The sequence below is a fragment of the Kamptonema sp. PCC 6506 genome (genome assembly GCF_000180455.1).
Classification (GTDB): Bacteria; Cyanobacteriota; Cyanobacteriia; order Cyanobacteriales; family Microcoleaceae; genus Kamptonema; species Kamptonema formosum.
In genome coordinates this window covers 1-2,847 of sequence record NZ_CACA01000119.1, presented here as the reverse complement: position 1 = coordinate 2,847, position 2,847 = coordinate 1, and the positions used below count along the sequence as shown (strand labels likewise).

The 2,847-nt window shown below is 36.5% G+C and carries 4 protein-coding genes; all 4 read left to right on the top strand.

The annotated features are described in order from the left end of the window. Nucleotides 1–442 (top strand): replication initiation factor domain-containing protein (locus OSCI_RS06895; protein ID WP_039961851.1); only part of this gene is annotated, 442 nt, incomplete at its 5' end. Nucleotides 443–948: 506 nt separating this feature from the next. Next, complete coding sequence (locus tag OSCI_RS06885; RefSeq protein ID WP_039961850.1) at nt 949–1,170, top strand: winged helix-turn-helix domain-containing protein; 222 nt, start codon at nt 949–951, stop codon at nt 1,168–1,170. A gap of 314 nt (nt 1,171–1,484) precedes the next feature. After that, nucleotides 1,485–1,784: a hypothetical protein gene (locus OSCI_RS06880; protein WP_007354161.1), complete on the top strand. Its 300-nt coding sequence runs from the start codon at nt 1,485–1,487 to the stop codon at nt 1,782–1,784. A 248-nt stretch (nt 1,785–2,032) separates the two neighbouring features. Beyond that, nucleotides 2,033–2,847: hypothetical protein (locus tag OSCI_RS06875; protein WP_039961849.1), on the top strand; the 815-nt coding region annotated here is incomplete at its 3' end.

Sequence of the window (2,847 nt, the reverse complement as noted above, 5' to 3'; positions counted from 1 at the left end):
TGATGATTGCGCTCAATTATTTGCTGACCGATTTTATGGTTTTTATTCAAAAACTTTAACTCTCACAGAAATTGATGAATTAGTTCCTTTGATGAATGAGTTTACTAGGATGTCAATTTTCGGTAATTTCCGTTTTATTACTCCTGAATCTAGCTCACAACGCTTATCCCGCACTGATTTGCTGCCTGAGTGGGTAGATTTTTTAATTTATGTTTGTGACAATAATGTTATAAAGACTGCCCCTGTTCGCCCTATGAAAAGTTTAGCAAAAACTCTTAGATGGATGAAAAAACAGGTTGCTCCGACCGTTGCTTATTTAAAGCGTATTTTTGGTTCTAATTTCACCGATTATATGCACGACCTTACTATGTATGGACTTTCTCGACATGATAATTTTCGTGATGCAATGGTAGAATATATATGTTATGATGCTTCTGAATAATAACAATTTATGGCTTTAATTCCTCCTGGTTTTCCTTACCGTGAAGTCTTTGACTTTCTTCAATCTCCTAGAACTTTAAATGAGATTGCTTCTCACTTTAATCTTAGGAAATCTACTGTTTATGGATTTCTATTGCGTCATCAAGTTTATGGGCATTTGTCAGTTACTAATGTCGGAGGTTCTTACTATTACAAAACTTTGTTCTATTTTCAGCATCCTATTAAAAGAAATTCTGCTTCTTAGTCTTTTATATTTATTGTGAGAAAGGGCGGCCCCCCGTCCCAACTAAGACGCTTGCGTCGGGGGGCCGCCCCAACTTGTTAAGAGTTTAGCGTTCTATGTATAAACAAAAAGTCTTTAGCTTATACTGTATTCGCACATATATACTATCTTCACACAATACTTATACTGTCTTCACACATAAATGATACTAATATTATTTATATTATTTATTTGACATTTTAAAAGTAGTATGGGAACCTATATTAAAGAGTTAAATTAAAGATATGAGTCTAAAATTATTACACCTGAAAATTCTGGGGTTTCTTAAAACTCCCAGGCGACCAAGTTCGGTTGCTCAACATTTTGGTTTATCTTTGCAAAACTGTCACCAAATATTAAAACGATTCGAGAGAGAAGGAATAGTAGAAATACATTGGGTGGAGGAGAAAAAATTTTATCAATGCGATTTTCACAAACTTGTTGATGAATTAAAAAACCAACAATGAATTTTTTGTTTTTTCTCTCACCTTCCCAATTAGTGGAGGGGGGAGGCTTCTGTCAAGGGGTTAAAGAAAATTAATCACGCACTTATTTTCTAAGCGAGCTAGAAATCTTTCCTAATAGCTAGCAACTCTTTTTCGAGCTTAGAAAATTAGTAAGTGAAAATTTTCTGTCCCCTTGATAGGAGTCCCCCGGAACGCACAATCAAAGGTGAGAAAAAACAATCCCCCACCCAGAAATTTATCTACAATAGAAATGTTGACAAACTGTGTACGTCCGTGTACACTATAAGTGTAAACAGTTGTGTACAGGTGGCAACATGGTTAGCAAATTAGTTTCTTTACGCATTTCTGAAGAGTTATTGACTAGATTAGAGGCTGATATGATTGATGGTGAATCGGTGGGTACAACCATTCAAAGAATTTTAAATCATCATTATGGTGTGGTCTTAGATTCTTCTCAGCGTGAACCTTTGCAAGAATTAATAGCTAATGAAGTTGAGAAACGATTAGCTAATTTAACGGCTGGCTATTACGAATTGACGGGAAAGTGTGAAGATTTGCAAGCACAAATTACTAAGTTACAAACTGTTAAAACTACTCGAAAAAAATCAGTCTAAATTTATTAGTGACTGTTAGTTACCTAAACTTTAGGTAACTAATTTAGTATCGTTAGGTACATAAATTATCCTAAAATACACATGATAGGATTAAAGAAATTAATTATGGTTTCTTATTTACATTTTTCTATTTTTCTGTAATAGTTTTAACAGGGTGGTGTTCACCTAGTAGTGTTAGGGAGATTACGCCCGACCGTGAACAGCCGATGCGAACTGGCCCTGCAAATAGGACTAGCAACCTAGACGTAATGTTAGGACAGGCTAGGCGGGTCAGCGCCCTTAACTTAGATAAGGAAAAGGCCTCACCAAAAGGTGTGGCCTCTAAGAAAAATAAATACACTTTCATTCTAACTTCAATGTCTTCAGATTTTTCTCAAATTCCTCAGACCCCTTTACTAACAGAGGGTCTAAATGCCAAAACTGTAACAAGCTACGATACAAAATATCCATCGCAGGTACAGCCGTACTTTTCTGAAACTTTGGTTAAGTCCGTTGGATTTGCCGTCCGCCCTCACTGGCTCCAAGGTTCAATTAAATGTAGCTCCCAAGTTTGGTTTAACGAGTTTGCTCCGGCGATCTGCTGCCTGCCTGGAGACAAAGTTGTATTTTTAAATAAGCCTACAAAAATAGGAATGCTTTTTGAAAATCACGGTTTTTCACCTGGTGGAATCAGGCTTGCTTTTAATCAAGATGGTGATCAAGTGCATGGTCATTTTACAATTTATGGTTCTTATCTTGATGCTTTTTCCTCAACTGAAGCTTTTAGCTTTATTTGGATGCTTTCTAACTTTGGAGCGAAATTTACTCGCATTGATTTAGTCTTTATTGACTTTGAAAAGCGCTTGCTTCCTCACACTGTTGCTAATTGGTGCGATGCTGGTTTACTTCGTGGGCCTCGTCAATATGAATTTAAGCCTGGTGTGGTTCGTTATGAGAAAAAGGGTTTAATTTCCTATGGTTCAACTCTTTGTTTGGGAAGTCGTGAAAGTGGAAAGTTTGTCCGAATGTATGAAGCTGCTTATCTCCATGATTCCGATTCGATTCGATGGGAAATCGAGTTTCA

Excerpts from the sequence above, each read along its gene's own strand:
- OSCI_RS06885 (WP_039961850.1), top strand. The coding sequence starts at position 949 with ATGAGTCTAAAATTATTACACCTGAAAATTCTGGGGTTTCTTAAAACT.
- OSCI_RS06880 (WP_007354161.1), top strand. The coding sequence starts at position 1,485 with ATGGTTAGCAAATTAGTTTCTTTACGCATTTCTGAAGAGTTATTGACT.